The 13,303-nt window shown below is 43.0% G+C and carries 25 protein-coding genes; all 25 read left to right on the top strand.

Annotated elements, in window-relative coordinates; genetic code table 11:
• The first annotated feature begins 235 nt into the window (after positions 1 to 235).
• The 25 genes from ACJJI7_RS12740 (at position 236) to ACJJI7_RS12620 (ending at position 13,227) form a co-directional block, all read left to right on the top strand.
• Positions 236 to 619: a hypothetical protein gene (locus ACJJI7_RS12740; protein ID WP_444901994.1), complete on the top strand. Its 384-nt coding sequence runs from the start codon at positions 236 to 238 to the stop codon at positions 617 to 619.
• Positions 620 to 1,155: 536 nt separating this feature from the next.
• Positions 1,156 to 1,548 carry a hypothetical protein gene (locus tag ACJJI7_RS12735; protein ID WP_353376676.1) on the top strand — a complete coding sequence of 131 codons (393 nt, stop codon included), beginning with the start codon at positions 1,156 to 1,158 and terminating at the stop codon, positions 1,546 to 1,548.
• Positions 1,549 to 1,629: 81 nt separating this feature from the next.
• Positions 1,630 to 1,893, top strand: coding sequence for a hypothetical protein (locus ACJJI7_RS12730; protein WP_444901995.1), 264 nt, complete (start codon positions 1,630 to 1,632; stop codon positions 1,891 to 1,893).
• Between the two features lie 264 nt (positions 1,894 to 2,157).
• Positions 2,158 to 2,319, top strand: coding sequence for a hypothetical protein (locus tag ACJJI7_RS12725; protein ID WP_444901996.1), 162 nt, complete (start codon positions 2,158 to 2,160; stop codon positions 2,317 to 2,319).
• Between the two features lie 112 nt (positions 2,320 to 2,431).
• Positions 2,432 to 2,707, top strand: a complete 276-nt coding sequence (locus ACJJI7_RS12720) for a hypothetical protein (protein ID WP_020411641.1) — start codon at positions 2,432 to 2,434, stop codon at positions 2,705 to 2,707.
• Positions 2,708 to 2,787: 80 nt separating this feature from the next.
• Positions 2,788 to 3,225 carry a hypothetical protein gene (locus tag ACJJI7_RS12715; protein WP_444901997.1) on the top strand — a complete coding sequence of 146 codons (438 nt, stop codon included), beginning with the start codon at positions 2,788 to 2,790 and terminating at the stop codon, positions 3,223 to 3,225.
• Between the two features lie 60 nt (positions 3,226 to 3,285).
• A complete protein-coding gene (locus ACJJI7_RS12710) occupies positions 3,286 to 3,687 on the top strand; it encodes a hypothetical protein (RefSeq protein ID WP_444901998.1) in 402 nt (133 codons plus the stop codon).
• Between the two features lie 472 nt (positions 3,688 to 4,159).
• Positions 4,160 to 4,489, top strand: coding sequence for a hypothetical protein (locus ACJJI7_RS12705; RefSeq protein ID WP_444901999.1), 330 nt, complete (start codon positions 4,160 to 4,162; stop codon positions 4,487 to 4,489).
• Between the two features lie 105 nt (positions 4,490 to 4,594).
• Positions 4,595 to 5,203, top strand: a complete 609-nt coding sequence (locus ACJJI7_RS12700) for a DUF3239 domain-containing protein (protein WP_444902000.1) — start codon at positions 4,595 to 4,597, stop codon at positions 5,201 to 5,203.
• A 78-nt stretch (positions 5,204 to 5,281) separates the two neighbouring features.
• On the top strand, positions 5,282 to 5,635 hold the full coding sequence (locus tag ACJJI7_RS12695) for a hypothetical protein (RefSeq protein WP_353374921.1): 354 nt from the start codon (positions 5,282 to 5,284) through the stop codon (positions 5,633 to 5,635).
• Between the two features lie 130 nt (positions 5,636 to 5,765).
• Positions 5,766 to 6,269, top strand: a complete 504-nt coding sequence (locus ACJJI7_RS12690) for a hypothetical protein (protein WP_444902001.1) — start codon at positions 5,766 to 5,768, stop codon at positions 6,267 to 6,269.
• Positions 6,270 to 6,338: 69 nt separating this feature from the next.
• Positions 6,339 to 6,605 carry a hypothetical protein gene (locus ACJJI7_RS12685; RefSeq protein WP_444902002.1) on the top strand — a complete coding sequence of 89 codons (267 nt, stop codon included), beginning with the start codon at positions 6,339 to 6,341 and terminating at the stop codon, positions 6,603 to 6,605.
• A gap of 99 nt (positions 6,606 to 6,704) precedes the next feature.
• Complete coding sequence (locus ACJJI7_RS12680; protein ID WP_444902003.1) at positions 6,705 to 7,220, top strand: hypothetical protein; 516 nt, start codon at positions 6,705 to 6,707, stop codon at positions 7,218 to 7,220.
• 229 nt (positions 7,221 to 7,449) lie between these two features.
• On the top strand, positions 7,450 to 7,635 hold the full coding sequence (locus ACJJI7_RS12675; RefSeq protein ID WP_444902004.1) for a hypothetical protein: 186 nt from the start codon (positions 7,450 to 7,452) through the stop codon (positions 7,633 to 7,635).
• A gap of 68 nt (positions 7,636 to 7,703) precedes the next feature.
• Positions 7,704 to 8,087, top strand: a complete 384-nt coding sequence (locus tag ACJJI7_RS12670) for a hypothetical protein (protein ID WP_444902005.1) — start codon at positions 7,704 to 7,706, stop codon at positions 8,085 to 8,087.
• 156 nt (positions 8,088 to 8,243) lie between these two features.
• On the top strand, positions 8,244 to 8,798 hold the full coding sequence (locus ACJJI7_RS12665; protein WP_444902006.1) for a hypothetical protein: 555 nt from the start codon (positions 8,244 to 8,246) through the stop codon (positions 8,796 to 8,798).
• Between the two features lie 192 nt (positions 8,799 to 8,990).
• A complete protein-coding gene (locus ACJJI7_RS12660; protein ID WP_444902007.1) occupies positions 8,991 to 9,500 on the top strand; it encodes a hypothetical protein in 510 nt (169 codons plus the stop codon).
• Positions 9,501 to 9,913: 413 nt separating this feature from the next.
• Complete coding sequence (locus tag ACJJI7_RS12655) at positions 9,914 to 10,255, top strand: hypothetical protein (RefSeq protein ID WP_444945461.1); 342 nt, start codon at positions 9,914 to 9,916, stop codon at positions 10,253 to 10,255.
• A 128-nt stretch (positions 10,256 to 10,383) separates the two neighbouring features.
• Positions 10,384 to 10,614, top strand: a complete 231-nt coding sequence (locus ACJJI7_RS12650) for a hypothetical protein (protein ID WP_353374911.1) — start codon at positions 10,384 to 10,386, stop codon at positions 10,612 to 10,614.
• 103 nt (positions 10,615 to 10,717) lie between these two features.
• Positions 10,718 to 11,116, top strand: a complete 399-nt coding sequence (locus tag ACJJI7_RS12645) for a hypothetical protein (RefSeq protein WP_353374910.1) — start codon at positions 10,718 to 10,720, stop codon at positions 11,114 to 11,116.
• Between the two features lie 132 nt (positions 11,117 to 11,248).
• The gene (locus ACJJI7_RS12640; protein ID WP_353374909.1) at positions 11,249 to 11,437 is read left to right on the top strand and encodes a hypothetical protein; all 189 of its coding nucleotides are present in this window, start codon (positions 11,249 to 11,251) and stop codon (positions 11,435 to 11,437) included.
• Positions 11,438 to 11,550: 113 nt separating this feature from the next.
• Positions 11,551 to 11,928 carry a hypothetical protein gene (locus ACJJI7_RS12635; protein ID WP_353374908.1) on the top strand — a complete coding sequence of 126 codons (378 nt, stop codon included), beginning with the start codon at positions 11,551 to 11,553 and terminating at the stop codon, positions 11,926 to 11,928.
• 6 nt (positions 11,929 to 11,934) lie between these two features.
• A complete protein-coding gene (locus tag ACJJI7_RS12630; RefSeq protein WP_444902008.1) occupies positions 11,935 to 12,459 on the top strand; it encodes a hypothetical protein in 525 nt (174 codons plus the stop codon).
• A gap of 122 nt (positions 12,460 to 12,581) precedes the next feature.
• Positions 12,582 to 12,848 (top strand): hypothetical protein, encoded by a 267-nt coding sequence (locus ACJJI7_RS12625; protein ID WP_353374906.1) that lies wholly within the window; start codon positions 12,582 to 12,584, stop codon positions 12,846 to 12,848.
• A 40-nt stretch (positions 12,849 to 12,888) separates the two neighbouring features.
• The gene (locus ACJJI7_RS12620; RefSeq protein WP_444902009.1) at positions 12,889 to 13,227 is read left to right on the top strand and encodes a hypothetical protein; all 339 of its coding nucleotides are present in this window, start codon (positions 12,889 to 12,891) and stop codon (positions 13,225 to 13,227) included.
• The last annotated feature ends 76 nt before the right edge of the window (positions 13,228 to 13,303 follow it).

Below are 13,303 nucleotides of genomic sequence, written 5' to 3'. Positions count from 1 at the left end.
CCATTGTGGAGTGCCAATCAGCTAGTTAACTGGTGGGGAAAGTATGGTATTTTTCCCTGTAAATTTATCTGGCAGTGGCCAGCCAAAGTTGGCTGGCAGAGAGCAAGTAGGTCGTTCAGAGCGCGCCAGCTATAACCAGGCCAGGCAAGATCGCCCAGCCGGTGGCTGGGCTGGACAGCCTACGCTTTGCTTCGGCTGCCCTTGCTGGCAACGTTATGCGCTTTAGGATAGACTTGTGAATTTTAAGATAATCGCTATATACACAATTCTTTCGTTCATCATAGGAACTTTGGTCGGTATTCCGTTCGGATTATGGATCAGCCATGACGAGAAGATTATTGAATCACCTGTCTATCACCTATTCGGCTATGTGTCTGGTTTTCTGGCAAGTTTTTGTATTTATTATTTCCTATTCAAAGTTAAATTAGAAAGACCAGTCCTACATGCTCTGATCATCGGTGTTTTAAGTAATATGCTAGGAGGTCTCATCGTTTATCTACTAGTTGGTGTGACCACTCCGATACTGCTTTTGTATGTCGATGTATTATTAATGTTTGTTGCCATCGCTTTAGCGTTATATGTCTGCAAAATTCGGGAGCAGTTCGGTGTACGCGCATAACAAGGCAGTCAACTCGGACAGCCCACGCTTCGCGCGGCCTGCCGGTTACTGCGGGCGTTATAGCCACTTGGATCCGAAACATCAGCTAAATATATGAGAAAGAGTAAAACTGTACTATTAAGCGTAAATGTCCTAGTTGAGGTTCCGGAAGACGTCATAAACGATGACGGATTCAATGACTTTGATAAATTGGAGAATGCTTTATCTGAGGCAGTGGAGGCTGTTGAAACATCTTTTCAGTTATATTGGGAGTCAACACAATCGTTGGTTCTTGATTCATCGACAATGAATTGTGGAAAATGTGAATCGTGTGGATGCTGGGTAAGTGACAGAGAAACGGCTGATCCTATAAAGCAACTTAATATTGCAGCCACTTTTAATGGTAAGCTACTGTGCGATGAATGTTTGCCACATGATCACAAGTTGGCGTTTTAAAATGAGTAAAAACTATAACAAGTGCCGGCACAATCGCGCACTTCGTGCGCTGGACTCGCAACAAGTTGCTCGCCTGTGCGGCAGGCGTTATGAGCACTAGCATGGCAAGACGAATAAAACTTTCAGCGCTAATGACACTACTCGCAATAGTGTTGAGTGGTTGCCCTCGAATCGCAGAGATAGATATCTATAACAATACTGGTGTATCAATATCTTTAAATAGCGGGGGAAGTATCACTCATATTTCCCCTGGCGAAGTAAAAGTTATTGTATTTACCTCAAGCAGTTTGGTTGTCAGTTCCGAAATCGGAGAATGGAAATACGGCCGAAATTTGATTACGTATGGCGGCGAAGATGGTGAATACTTCAACGGCACTGTATATTTGCAAATCAATAAAAGTGGCCAAGTCTTTGCTACTAGAGAAAAAGATAAAAGGCCACAATCTGAATTTGAAGCACAGCCAGAGGGTTTCCCAATTGCACCAAGCTCATAACAAGCAAAGGCAGCATCGCCCTGCGGGCTGGACGCGCTGACGCGCGCCGCTGCTTTGAGCGTTATGTGTCATGAGAAGGGTATGAAACCTAAAGGTTCAAGTATTACAGATAGTTTGTTGTGGTTTTTAATAGCCATATTCCTAGCTATATGGCTTGGCAGCCAATTGTATTGGGCAGCAGTAAATTTAGAGATTCAAGACCTACGGGTTGCAGCTGTGGTTTCGTTCAGCACACGCCCAACCTGGTTCTCTTTTGTTGTCAGTATTAAGGCAGTCGCATGGTGTTTTTCCATTTTTGTGGTTTACAAATATGCAAAATCAAAACTCGTCAAATCAAACACATAACCAGGTGCAGCACAACGCGGCTTCGCCGCTCGGACGCCGCAAGCGGCGCCCGTGTGCACGGCGTTATGTGAAATAAGTATGAAGCGACTTTTAGTAATATTTCTATTGATTTCATCCTCATCCGCTTTCGCGGAAACACTGATTACACCAACCTACGAAATCGAAATAGGATCATGCCCAGAAGGCCGTGTAAGTTGTAGCTCTGTAAAGTTTAAGGTAAAAAATTTGGTGTCAGACTCGGTTTCAAATTTCACCGGAGAAACAATGCACTCCTTATGCAAAGATGGAGTTACACCCTGCCAATTTCAGGGCTATCAGTTCACTGTGGATAAAGGGCATTTCATCATCTATTCCGATGACATATTGGAAATAAACGAGGAATCCGGCCAAGCCATATTGGTCGAGGAAGGCAAGTGGTCATACTAAAGTCACATAACAAGCGGCTGTTGTCGCCCCTTCGGGGCTGGGACTGCCTTTCCGCTGCTTCGCAGCTCCAAGCCAGCTCCAAAGCCGGGCGTTATGTGCTCAAGGAGATCGTGTGAAATTTAGAGATGACTACGGGGTGTATGTTTGCCCACATGTATTTGATGGCTCTAGACCTGTTTTAGATTCTTGTAGAGATACGGATGGTAGTTGGCAGTTTTTATGTGGCGTTCAGGAATGTATGGAAAACAGTGAGCCAAGATTCATAGGTGTAGGCCATCTAATAAAGAGAGATGAAAGCATAAATGACCTTACAGTTTTGGAACCAGGTACTTATGCTGAAAGAAAAAGCATAAATGCTGAGTGGACTTTTGGTAAGCTTGAAGATTAGTTCAGGTACGCACACAACAAGCAAGTGCAATCCGACCTCCGACAGTTGACGCGGGCGTTAGCGTCATAAGAGCGATGAGTATGAAAGTTGTACAAACTCGTGTCCAAGGGCTTATCTATAGATTAGATAACTTAGTCCTCTCTCTAATTGGTATTTGCTTGGTATCGATTTCAATGGTATTTTTTGGAAAGGACATTCCTCAAAATTATATAAAATTCTACGTGACAGGGCTTTTCATCATTCCAATTGGGGTAACAGTTTGGCTCGCAGTATTTAATAGTGGTAAGTCTAAGGTCGAGGAGTACTCATTTTTAATTACTGAAGATGCAATAGTTTTTCGTAGCTTGTTAGGATCTGACTACATGCCTATCTCTGAGTATAAGGATTATGTAGTTAAGGGGTGGTGGCCAATGACTATTTGCATAATAGGCAGTGAAAGCAGCATAGAATTTAGTCAGTCTGTGTTCTCTGCAAAACAAATTAATAAAATAAAGAATGAGCTAGATCGGTTGCGCTAACAAACGCAAGCAGCCGACTCGCTACGCTCACGGCTGTTGCGGGCGTTACAACTAGAAATTATGAAAGACCTGAACGAAATTTGTAGGAAGTGGTTAGATAATGCTGATCTAGATATCAAGGTAGAGTTCGGTAATGATGGCAGTACAATACTTTTAGTCTTCTATGTTGTAGGTGTTGGAAAGAAAGTACTAGTAACGTGTAAACGCCCCATAAAATTCTCTGTCGAACAAGATCCTGATGATTTGCCCATGTATGTTGTTTTCGAGACAAGTATAAGCCTGAAAAAGAAGAATTCATTCGAGGGACTTATACATTCAGATGTTCTACAGAATATAGAGGTTGATGAGCTGTGGCATGTTGATGTTTCGGAAGGCGATGCGAAGGTATTAGTAGTATCTGAGCAGTTGAGCTGGGAAATATTTGATATTACGGTCGAAGAAAGATCGTGGTACACAAACTAAGAGCAGATAAAGTTGTAACAAGAGCCGGCACGATCAAAAATGCTGCGTATTTTTTGGACCTCCGGTGCTTCGCACCTCCGGCCCGTGCGGCTAGGCGTTATGTGAATTATATTGATATGCTAAAGGAATATCTAAATCTTAGATTGATAGGGGCTTTTTTATTGATTTCAGTATTTGTGATCATGCATATAGGCTATTACGATACTGTACTATTGATTCCATTTATAATCAGCATCCCGCTTCTTGGATACAAAATGGTCCCAAAAGATAGGGTTGAAACGTGGCCGCACAAGTTATTGTATTTTATATGGGCCAGTTTGGGAATGTTTCTAGGAAGGAATATTGATACCCATGCTTTATTATTCATTAAATCAGTATTTGACGATATTTTTATTGTTTCACTGCTATGTTTAGGCGTGTTCTTAATTTACTATGCTAACACGATTAAAAAATTATCAGAGAAGAACGAGGCATGAAGCACATAACAAGTGGCGGCAATGCGCAGCCTTTGGCTGCCGGACTCAGCACTGTGTGCTTCGCCGCTGCGCCAGACGTTATAAGTAATAGAAAAATGGAACCTAAAGAACTGAAAAGGAAGCTTGACATAGTCGCGACTTCTTGCATGCAGCTTTCCAGAGATTTGCAGTCTCTGGACACACAGTTAAGCCTGAATATGGACAGAAAAGCGATTCGAGAAATAATTACCAATCTTCATTGGGCGGCCGAAAACTCTACTGTGATTGGACTTCACCAAATTGGTGAGGCGCTTGAGGATAACATGGGTACCGGCCTCCATGATTGATATTGCTTATAACAAACGCCGGCACAAATACGTGCTTTGCGCTTTGGACTCGCAACAAGTTGCTCGCCTGTGCGGCGGGCGTTATGCACCAATAGGGACGAAGCATTGAAATTTACTCTCGATAATGACACCACTCCGACCAATAAATCACACATTAAGATCAACCCATTGGTTTGGATGAAATATAAATCGGATGTAGTGATTCCTTTGACTGCTTCTGTTTTTATATGTGTATATATTTCGTATAAATACTCTTACTTGTTTCTTCTGGGAGTACTTCTGTTTTTGCTAATTAATACATTTTATTGGCTGAGAGCTAAAGAGCATCTTAAAGCAGAGTCAACACCAGGCTTGGTTATTTCCACAGAGCCACCATTGATGGCGGTCTATTCGAACATGACTAAATATGGCGAGTTTTACCCAGCTATTAAAATAGAAAGCTTTAAAAACCTAAGCAAGCACCCGGTTGGGGCTAGAATAGCTACTGCATCCATTTATACCGAAGAAAATGAGGAAAATGATTACTGGGATGATTTTCATCCTATTCCTGTAGAATACGGTACTAAGGAAAAAGAAGAAATAGAAAGCGCTTTGTCACTCTATTCCATAGAACAGTGGAGATACTTAGAAAGAGGTCTTTCAGAACTGGGTAAGTGTAAAAAGGAAGGTTTATACAGAATCATGGCAGGTGAAAGTGGTTGGTCAAATGCATAACAAAGCCAGCCAAAATCGTGCGCTACGCGCACTGGACTCGCAACAAGTTGCTCGTCTTTGCTGGCGACGTTATGTGAAATGAATCGTACTGAAGCCATAAAAAAGATAGAGTACTCTTTAGCAACTTGTGAGCCGCAGATAATCACTCCAGCGGGTACAACCTATGAAGAGCATGTTGATCGGCTATCAAGGAAATTACTCACTGAGGTCATTGATCCTGTACGTGTAAAAGTGACCTCTACGATCATCCAGAGTAGTGATTTCGAAAGGTATCGTGGCTCTGAGGTGTGGGCAATTTCTAGAGGTCCCGGTGGATGGCTATTAACCATCGCAGGCTCAGATGAGTTTGCCCTTGGCTTTGGCGAAGATACAACATTAATTAAAATGCACGGTTGTTCCTCAAGTGATGCGTTAGGAGAGTGGTGTGCATAGAAATTCACATAACAATCGGCTGCACGCAGACGCCCAAACCTACGCGCTTTTTGTAGGTTTCTCTGCGCTCAATTTATCACAAAAAGCTCTCCGGCTTGGGCGCTGATGAGCCGGGCGTTAGGCATCAGCGATGATTGAAGATTGGAGTGAATTGATAGAGATTTTTGGAGAGAATGATGGTTCTCTACCCGATATTGAAATAGCCAATCTTACGGCTGAGGAAGTAATTCTAGGATATGAGATTCTAAGAAATCACGCGGGATACATATCTTCGGAAAATACTTATTATTGGTCTGTATCGAAGCAATGTGAGGTTCCGATCTCATTAGAAGATAACCCTTCGGAACTGGTTGTGTCCGGTGAAGCTGAACCTTTTCATCTTTGTTTCAGAAATGTAAAAAGTCCGAGCGGCAAAGAGCTACCGGAACTTGGCTTGTTCGTGTTCTCTAACAGCCTCGCGCTAGATTATCGCATGGGGCCGGAATGGAATCAGGATGCAATAGAAGGTTTTTTTGAATTGATATCGGCCATCACAAAGAAATCACAGAACTTCGAAATTGAGCATAAGACGAACATAAACGACCATGATGGTTCAATTTTTAAATCGCATTGGGCAGCGTACCAAAATGCCTAACAAGACAAGGCAGGCGGATGCGCTTACAGCGCACCGCTGCTTGCAACGTTAAATGTCTGAGAGGGAATCGTGGTAGACGTAGGAACATTCAATAGGCTATCTCCTGACGAGCAAAGCGAATATCAAAGGCACGCGGATAAATTTGTTCGCGCTGTTTTAAAATCAGGAACGCAAGATGGCTACGACTTTGAAGAGAAGTACCCTAATCAAAATATCAATGGTATGTGGTGTTTAGCTAAGTCGGGAAGCACTGAAGCATTTGCAGGTATTAAAAGTAGTTCCAAGGCAGTCATTGAGGCACTACTTACAGGTGCGGTTCAAAATTATGGTAGGTAAACAACATTTAACAAGTCAAGGCAGCTTCGCCACTCCGTGGCTGGACGCGCTAACGTGCGCCGCTGCTTAAGGCGTTACACATCACAATAAGGAATAGCCATGTTTTATATTTTTGGCACACATAAATTTAGCAAAAGAAAGAATGCTATAAAAAAATCGTACTGTAAGAGTTGTAAAAGTGAAGAGATTAAAGTCGAATGGAAGTGGTTTTCATGGTTTCACTTGTTTTTTATCCCATTAATTCCTCTTGGCAATAATAGTGTCTGGGTTTGTAATAAATGCGGTAGAGACAAGCAGGCAAATAGAGAAACATCTATCAGTGTCAAAGTTCTGATAATTTTGTTTCTATCGCTAGTATTCTTTTTATTTTTCACAAATGGTACTGAAAAACTAGAGTTCTTAACGCTTTGGTCTATACGTGCAGCAGTGGCTTTAGCGGTAGCATATTTTGTTTTTACAATCATCAAGCATAAAGAAAGAAATCTTAGTAAAATTTTCAAAGATGTCCTTCCTTTAGAGGGAAATAGACAATGTTTGAATTGCGGAGGCAATCTAACGGGCAATCGTGTTCTGAGTTGTGATGGTTGTTCTGTAGAGACATATGATAATGTGTAACAAGGCCATCAAATACATTCCGGCCACAAAAGACGTGGCCTCCACCGGACTACCTACGCTCCGCTTCGGTTGCCCTTGCTGGCAACGTTAGGCTCCAAGAAAAATTGAGAAGCAAGATGAATGATTTAGAGAAAGCTAATACCTTTATGGATAGCATTCATAGCGATATACAGTTCGAGGGGAGATTGTATCTCTGAAAGGTAGCTTTCTTGCTCAGCAATTTGATGGCGTGGCAAAACTATCGGGAGGAGAGTACCAATTTGTCATCGAAGGGCCTAGAGCCCTTGTTACAGTCTTTGACTCGGAATTTGAAGCAAACGAAGACGATGTGTATGTACTTAAAGGTGCTCTTTCAAGTGCAGGTGAATTTGGCCTATTTCCAGGAATCAAGGTCCATGAAATTACCAAAGCCTAACAAGGCGCTGCTACGGAAAATTTGCTCGCTGGCGCTCCCAAATTTCCGCAGAGCGCGGCATTAGGAGCTTGATCATCCGAATAGCACTTTATTTAATTATCATTTTTCAATTGAGTGCATGTAATGCTTGGAATGATTGGCGCATGGAGCGCTCTATAGAAAAAATGAGTAGCGAGGCCAGGGCGAAAATAGATAGCGAAGCTTGCGTATCCTCTGGTGGAAAAGTTGAAGGTATAGGAATTTTTGGTATACCTTCTTGTGTCGCTTATTACATCGATGGTGGTAAAAGCTGCACGGATAATTCTCAATGCCAAGGGCTATGTTTCACACCCAACACCCATGAAATCGGAACTGCAATTCTGGGGTTGTGTCAGTCGAGTGAGCATGATTCCTTTGGTTGTATCAGCACCGTCGAAAACGGTGTTGTTAGCGAGGCATTTTGCCAAGATTGAGCAGGCTCCTAACAAAGCCAGGCAATGAAGCTCCGGGCCTGCGGCCCTCCGCGGGACAGCTTACCTTTTACGCAGGTCGCTACGCTCCCATTTTTACGCAAAATTCGCACAAGGTAAGCTGCCCCTGCTGGCGGCGTTAGACATAAATCATCAGAAATGACTAAAGACGAATGGAATAACTGTTGCGACGCCCCAGATATGATTGAATTTGTTTGGAGACAAGAGCCGTTTCGTACAGTTTCAGAAAGGTTTAAAGAATATCCTGCTACTAATGATTGGAAAGATTATTTGGATATTGAAATGCCTCTATACAAATTTTATATAGCTTGTTGTCGCGAAATTTGGCCTCTTCTTCCTCAGAATGAGAGTAAAAGGGGCGTTGAGCTAGCCGAGCAATATATAAGGGGAGAAACTGAGTGGGAAGAATTATCCAGGTATAACTGGTATGTTGAGGGGGCCGCTTTTACCTTTGACTACGAAACTGATACAGAAAAAGTCAGTTTATGGGTTGAGGAAACCGAGTCGAGTCATATGGAGCTAATAGAGAAACTTGGTTCTTCTAATACTCTGGATTTGTTGAAGGATGCAGCTTACTTTGTTGATTACGCTATGATTTACCCTTCAATACAACCCAAAGGCTCACCAAGTGCATGTTATCACAAGTTTCTACAGCCAAAACTGCTTCGGCAATTAGTAAAATATCCAGTGTAAAATAGGGGCTGTGCTAGAAATGCCTAACAAAAGTGTCAAACATCGCTACATGCCTACGGCATTCCGCGGGACTCGCTCCTGCGTCGCTCGCCGTTTACATTGGCGTTAACCCAGAGGTGTATTGAGTGAATTATGTGTTGATTTCAGCAATTGCGGGTTTTGTACTTGCGCTGATGCTTGGAGCCTCAAAGAATGCCAAGCCCGTTTCTATGGAGAATGGGGATGTTCTTCTTACGTATGCGAATTCAATTAGAGGTGCCGGTCTCGTCCTTTCCATTATATCTATATATAGGTGGTTTATTTCTTGCTCTTATCTTCGTTCCAATAAAGACAGAGTCAGATGCGCGAGCAGTTATTTGGCTATTCTCGGCAGCTTTTCTCTTTACAGCTTATTTTTATATTGAATTTTTTACAGTAAAGATCACCCTGAAATCCGGTGGCATTGCAGGAACGTCAGGATGGAGAGGGCTCAGAGAATATGAGTGGAGCGAAATAGAAGAGATAACGTATTCGCCGGTATCGATGTGGTTTACTATTAAGACTACAGCCAAAGCACCTCTAAGAATTCACGCCTGGATTAGCGGGATAGATGAGTTTCAAAAACATTATATGGCGAATTTAGAAAAGCAGATCTGGATTTCAGCTTATGAAAGTGCATTGAAGGATGAAAGGGTTAACAAGCAAAGGCAGTCGGACCGCTAAAGCGCCCGCTGCTTTGGGCGTTATTGTGACGGTCGATTTTATTGATTTTTTTTGGCAACTGAAGCTTTAGTTCCACTAAGTAGCACCCAGTATTGAGCTATTTTTACTGAATTATATTTAAGCAGTTTCTCTCCTGGAGAGTTTGCTTAGGTGCGGCAGAAACGGGCATTCCGCTGCAATTTCGTGGAGTGCCAGTAAGATATGAATTGGTTGAGGAAAGTGCGGTACTCATTCCTCGTAAATATTGGGCAGCGGCCAGCCAAGCCGTGGCTGACAAAGTGCTAATAGTCGGCTCCAAGCGCGCCAGCTATAACTAGGCCAGTCAAGCTCGCCCACCCCCTTCAGGGCTGGGCTGGACAGCCTGCGCTCCGCTTCGGCCTCCTTTGCTGGCAACGTTATGTTTAAACGAGTATATGAAAAATATTAACCTGTTCCATGTAATTTCTCTCCCTCTTCTGTATCTCATTACGTGGTACGAGAAAGGTTATGAAGCCGCAATATTCTATACGCTAGCTACAGCTTACCTAGTTGCAGGTGTCCGCTTGTCTTTTGGTGTTTTTACAAATGGATTTCGTGATCCATCAGAAATAAGCGTATGGGATTTGGTTGCATGCTTATATTGCGCAGGGTGTATCTTACTATGGTTTTGGAATGTTGGAGTAGATAGAACAGCGTATTTTCTATTATTTCCAGTGGTTTTTAGTTTAATAATTATTGGCGTGTTAAAAATATTCCGTAGTTTTAATTGGCAATAAACATAACAAAGCTATCAAGCGTGATGCTAAAAATTTCGCTTCATTTTGGCATGCACTTCGCGCATTATACGCTAAAATAAAGCTACGCTTTGAGCACAACATATAGCGGCATTATAAGTAATATAAAAATGGAACCTGAAGAACTAAAAAGGAAGCTCGACGTAGTCGTGACTTCTTGCATGCAGCTTTCCAGAGATTTGCAGTCTCTCGAAGCGCAGTTAAGCCTGAATATGGACAGAAAAGCGATTCGGGAAATAATTGGCAATCTCCATTGGGCGGCCGAGAATACTACTGTGGTTGGACTCCACCAAGTCGGAGAGGCGCTAGAAGATAATATGGGTACCGGTCTGAATGATTGAAATTACTTATAACAGGCGCCGGCACAAATGCGCGCTTCGCGCTGTGGACTTGCAACAAGTTACTCGCCTGTGCGGCGGGCGTTAACCATAAGGTCGTCTTAGAATGAAGATCTTTATATTACTTTTAACGCTGTTTATATCTCAGTTAGCGTTCGGCTGCTACTGCGTAGATACTCCTCTTGGAAAGAGATATTTGGAGTCTGACTATGTTTATCTCGGTCAGGTTCAGTCATCAACGCTTGGTGACAATGGCGTAGTCACAAACGAATTAGTTATACTAGAGAAAATTAAGGGCGTAGCAGATACAAAAAATGTCAAAAATACATTGTTTTCAGAAGATATGTGTGCGTCTCACATGGTGGTAGGGTACAAGTATGTAGTTTTTGGGAAAACTGGTTCGATTCCAGAAATTAGTTCTTGTTCAAACACTCGCTCGCTCGGTGATATCGGTAAACAAGGGCTGGCGCAGCTCCAAGAAATGGCTAACAAGCGCAAGCAGTAAGCTGCGGGCCTCCGCGGGACGCCCAACGCTATGCACATTTTTTGCATTCGCTGCGCTCCCTGTTTCGCACAAAATGTGTATAGCATAGGTCGCCCCTATTGCGGGCGTTATGTGTACTAGGAACCATCGAATATGAGTAGAAGTATCCATCAAACCGTAAAAGGAGTTTATGGCGGAAAGTCGGCTCGTGAGATGCATCGTATGCTGAACGAGAATGATCCCGACACTCAAGAGCTTGGGAAAAAGTACTCATATAAAAACTCTGAGCGGGAAAGGCGCAGCTACAAAAAGCAAATGAAAGAGATTGAGAGTGAGCGGTAAATGCATATTGCGCGTTCACATAACAAGCCGCAGCAACTACTCCCATCGGTCGCTGGGACCGCCAAAACGCTGCGCTTATTTGTCGGCCCCTGTGCGGGGCGTTAGCACTCAATATGAATCGAGCACTAATTGTATTTTTCTTGGTCACTTTGTGTTCATGTGATTCTGGTGTTCTCTGGAGTGACCACCCATATGAGATTCATTGGATCGATACGGAAAACAATGTCACATTGGCCCGTAGGATCAATGGTGGTCCTGATACAATCGGAAGAGCAGACTCAGAAGTGATAGCGGTTGGTAGCAATGACAAATTTGTCGTAGCAAAGCAAGGAGTTATTGGTTCTGAAGATATATCCTACTTTTACATAGAGAAAAGTAAAGATAGCACCTATCTAAACCTCGATGAGATTACACAGGGGCCATTTTCCGAGGTGCAGTTTCTAAAAATAAAGGCTGAGTTGGGTATTCCTGACTTTAGTAAGGAATTTTAATGCAAAGTGCTAACAAGTGCCGGCAACCGACTGCCAAAACGGTCACTTGTTTTGCAAAAAGCTGCAAAACAAGCACCCATTTTGTCAGCTTCTACGGCAGGCGTTACACGGCAAGGAGAATTAGTGCTTAATCGAAAGTTAGTTGTAGTATTTTTTGTATTAATACCATGCCTAGTGCTTGTTTTTTTGCCGATATACTCTGTTGTGAGTGGGTACTTGAATCCAAGTTTAGAGCACTTAGAGAGAGCAAGAAATTACCTTCCAAACTCTAAACTGCTTCAGATCGGATTTGGTTCTGGCAGCTACTCCTGTATCAATGGAGAATGTGATTACAGTAATACCTATGATCAGAAACAATTTATAAGTGTTTCTAGCGCCAGTAAAATTGTTACAATTCGCAGGTCATATGAAGGTGAATGGACAGAATCTGTGGAAGAAACCAATCTAAAGTTAGGGCTTTCACTTTTAGCTATTTATACACTAGCAATATTTGGTTTGGGATTTTCACTAAGAGAGCTAAGGCGTGTGTAACAAGCCGCAGCAATCGCTCCCGCTGGCCGCTGGTCGCTGGTCGCTGGTCGCTGGGACAGCCAAAGCGCTGCGCTTATTTGTCTGCCCCTGTGCGGGGCGTTATACGCGAATAGTGGACATAAATGGATCTAAAAGAGTTAGGTAAGGAAACCGATAGCGAGTACGATCGCGAACATACATGTGATGAAAACCCCTTCCCTAACGAATACAGGTTTGTTCATTGTGTAGCGTGCGAGGACGAAGCGCAGGATACTTGGCAATTTCAGAAGTTCAATTTTGCCGATGCTAAAGAGGTTGAGATTGGCGAATCTGAGTACATTAGAGAGTTCACATATTTTAGTATGGTGGTAGTTTATTACTGTCCATTTTGTGGTGATAAATTGAATTGATAGCAGCCGTATAACTGGGCGTTAGCTTTAAGAGTAGGCAATGAAGCATTGCATCATAGAAAGGGATGGGGAGAGGATATCGGTTGATGAATGGCGTGAAGTTGCGAGTGGAGAGCCGAACTTTCTAGTTACCGATAAACTGATTCAGCAAAACCCATTTACAAAAGAGTTTCTAGAAATTGAGATTCCGGGATCTGGTTACTGGGTTCCAAGCTCTATGAACTTAGAGCGATTTCCTTACGACGGGAAAGTTCGCTTTCATTTTACTGAGCATGGGGTTCGTTTTATTCAGTATGAAAATCCCTTTGACTCTGTGCTCACTGGTATTGCTAGGAAGCTAGGTGCGCGAGTTAAGCTAAAGAGTGTAGATCAAAGCTAACAATCACAGGCAGCGAGGCTCCGGCCCTTCGGGCCTCCGCGGGACGTCTTACCTTATGCACGTTTTGCGCGGTGAC

The organism is Microbulbifer variabilis (assembly GCF_056232115.1).
Note: the sequence above shows the minus strand (reverse complement) of the source record. Positions and strands in the feature narration are given on the sequence as shown.

What these genes read in the sequence shown, in the direction of transcription:
- ACJJI7_RS12735 (WP_353376676.1), top strand. Translation starts at nt 1,156, where the DNA reads ATGGCAAGACGAATAAAACTTTCAGCGCTAATGACACTACTCGCAATA.
- ACJJI7_RS12730 (WP_444901995.1), top strand. Translation starts at nt 1,630, where the DNA reads ATGAAACCTAAAGGTTCAAGTATTACAGATAGTTTGTTGTGGTTTTTA.
- ACJJI7_RS12725 (WP_444901996.1), top strand. Translation starts at nt 2,158, where the DNA reads ATGCACTCCTTATGCAAAGATGGAGTTACACCCTGCCAATTTCAGGGC.
- ACJJI7_RS12715 (WP_444901997.1), top strand. Translation starts at nt 2,788, where the DNA reads ATGAAAGTTGTACAAACTCGTGTCCAAGGGCTTATCTATAGATTAGAT.
- ACJJI7_RS12710 (WP_444901998.1), top strand. Translation starts at nt 3,286, where the DNA reads ATGAAAGACCTGAACGAAATTTGTAGGAAGTGGTTAGATAATGCTGAT.
- ACJJI7_RS12705 (WP_444901999.1), top strand. Translation starts at nt 4,160, where the DNA reads ATGAAGCACATAACAAGTGGCGGCAATGCGCAGCCTTTGGCTGCCGGA.
- ACJJI7_RS12695 (WP_353374921.1), top strand. Translation starts at nt 5,282, where the DNA reads ATGAATCGTACTGAAGCCATAAAAAAGATAGAGTACTCTTTAGCAACT.
- ACJJI7_RS12690 (WP_444902001.1), top strand. Translation starts at nt 5,766, where the DNA reads ATGATTGAAGATTGGAGTGAATTGATAGAGATTTTTGGAGAGAATGAT.
- ACJJI7_RS12680 (WP_444902003.1), top strand. Translation starts at nt 6,705, where the DNA reads ATGTTTTATATTTTTGGCACACATAAATTTAGCAAAAGAAAGAATGCT.
- ACJJI7_RS12665 (WP_444902006.1), top strand. Translation starts at nt 8,244, where the DNA reads ATGACTAAAGACGAATGGAATAACTGTTGCGACGCCCCAGATATGATT.
- ACJJI7_RS12660 (WP_444902007.1), top strand. Translation starts at nt 8,991, where the DNA reads ATGCCAAGCCCGTTTCTATGGAGAATGGGGATGTTCTTCTTACGTATG.
- ACJJI7_RS12655 (WP_444945461.1), top strand. Translation starts at nt 9,914, where the DNA reads ATGAAAAATATTAACCTGTTCCATGTAATTTCTCTCCCTCTTCTGTAT.
- ACJJI7_RS12650 (WP_353374911.1), top strand. Translation starts at nt 10,384, where the DNA reads ATGGAACCTGAAGAACTAAAAAGGAAGCTCGACGTAGTCGTGACTTCT.
- ACJJI7_RS12645 (WP_353374910.1), top strand. Translation starts at nt 10,718, where the DNA reads ATGAAGATCTTTATATTACTTTTAACGCTGTTTATATCTCAGTTAGCG.
- ACJJI7_RS12640 (WP_353374909.1), top strand. Translation starts at nt 11,249, where the DNA reads ATGAGTAGAAGTATCCATCAAACCGTAAAAGGAGTTTATGGCGGAAAG.
- ACJJI7_RS12635 (WP_353374908.1), top strand. Translation starts at nt 11,551, where the DNA reads ATGAATCGAGCACTAATTGTATTTTTCTTGGTCACTTTGTGTTCATGT.
- ACJJI7_RS12625 (WP_353374906.1), top strand. Translation starts at nt 12,582, where the DNA reads ATGGATCTAAAAGAGTTAGGTAAGGAAACCGATAGCGAGTACGATCGC.
- ACJJI7_RS12620 (WP_444902009.1), top strand. Translation starts at nt 12,889, where the DNA reads ATGAAGCATTGCATCATAGAAAGGGATGGGGAGAGGATATCGGTTGAT.